The organism is Candidatus Symbiopectobacterium sp. (assembly GCF_020054415.1).
Classification (GTDB): Bacteria; Pseudomonadota; Gammaproteobacteria; order Enterobacterales; family Enterobacteriaceae; genus Symbiopectobacterium.
Genome location: NZ_JAHWCO010000527.1, coordinates 1 through 1,032, shown reverse-complemented (window position 1 = coordinate 1,032; position 1,032 = coordinate 1). Strand labels below are relative to the sequence as shown.

The window sequence follows — 1,032 nt, the reverse complement described above, 5'->3', positions numbered from 1 at the left end:
TGCTGCGGGCGTACGCCGATGGCCACTTTACTCGATGGAAAACGGATCTGGGCAGAAAAGAATCTGAACCAGATGTAATCTGACAGACACCTGTATAAATAATCGGTAACTGTCAGATCAGGTCTGAGCTAGTACACATTATCGTTAACAGCAGCACTCTGACGCATACCATGTCCACCAGCCACAGCGAAATGGCGAAGGTCAGCACGATCATCACCACCGCTTTGCCTTTTGCTCCCGGCGGCAATTCCCGATGATCCTGCCAGTACCGCAAATAGGGGCCAAACCAGGAACGGTAGAGCAGCCAGGCATAAAAACGCGGTGAGGAACGGGCAAAGCACCATGCAGCCAGCAGCAGGAACGGGGTAGTCGGCAACAGCGGCAACACAACGCCTAGCGTCGCCAACACAACCGCTAACCATCCCAACACCACCAACCCAATACGATACATCACTGCTCATCCTCTTCACGTTACGCGCTAGGCGGTGTCCCTTAATTGCCTGAGTTATAGTAACCGTATGTTTCCACAGTATATTTAACTATGGCTCGCTACGACATTCCCGATGAAGCATGAATGATCATCCAGTCTTTACTGCCTGCTGAACCAGCAATACCACGTGCCGGACGTCCATGGGCAGAACATCGTAAAATCATCAATGGTATGTTCTGGATTCTGTGCTCAGGTGCTCCATTGCGTGATTTACGTGAGCGATATGTTCCGTGGAAAACCGTATATAACCGCTTTAATCTGTGGTCAAAATAGGGTGTGATTAACATTATTTTCAACAGGTTACTTTCTGCTCTTGATGCGCATGGTCTCGTTGACTGGTCTGCCACGGCGCTGAAATGTGCTGCCGGTGCCCAAAAAAACATCCCGATATCGCCGGAGACAACGGTCTGGGTCGCTCTCGCGGTGGTTTTGGCACCAAAATCCATCTGGCAACAGACGGAAGTGGTCTCCCGTTAAACATCCTGCTGAGCCCCGGACAGGCTCACGAAAGCCAGTTCGCATTACGTCTTCTGGACGGTATT

The 1,032-nt window shown here is 51.0% G+C and carries 1 protein-coding gene and 1 pseudogene; one reads left to right on the top strand and one right to left on the bottom strand.

The window, feature by feature from the left end; translation table 11 throughout:
* Nucleotides 1-112 precede the first annotated feature (112 nt).
* Nucleotides 113-451: a DUF454 family protein gene (locus QZ506_RS15445; protein ID WP_291972243.1), complete on the bottom strand. Its 339-nt coding sequence runs from the start codon at nt 449-451 to the stop codon at nt 113-115.
* Nucleotides 452-574: 123 nt separating this feature from the next.
* On the opposite strand from QZ506_RS15445, the pseudogene QZ506_RS15440 reads away from it, so the two are divergent.
* A pseudogene (locus QZ506_RS15440) lies at nt 575-1,032 on the top strand (IS5 family transposase); the annotation flags it as partial.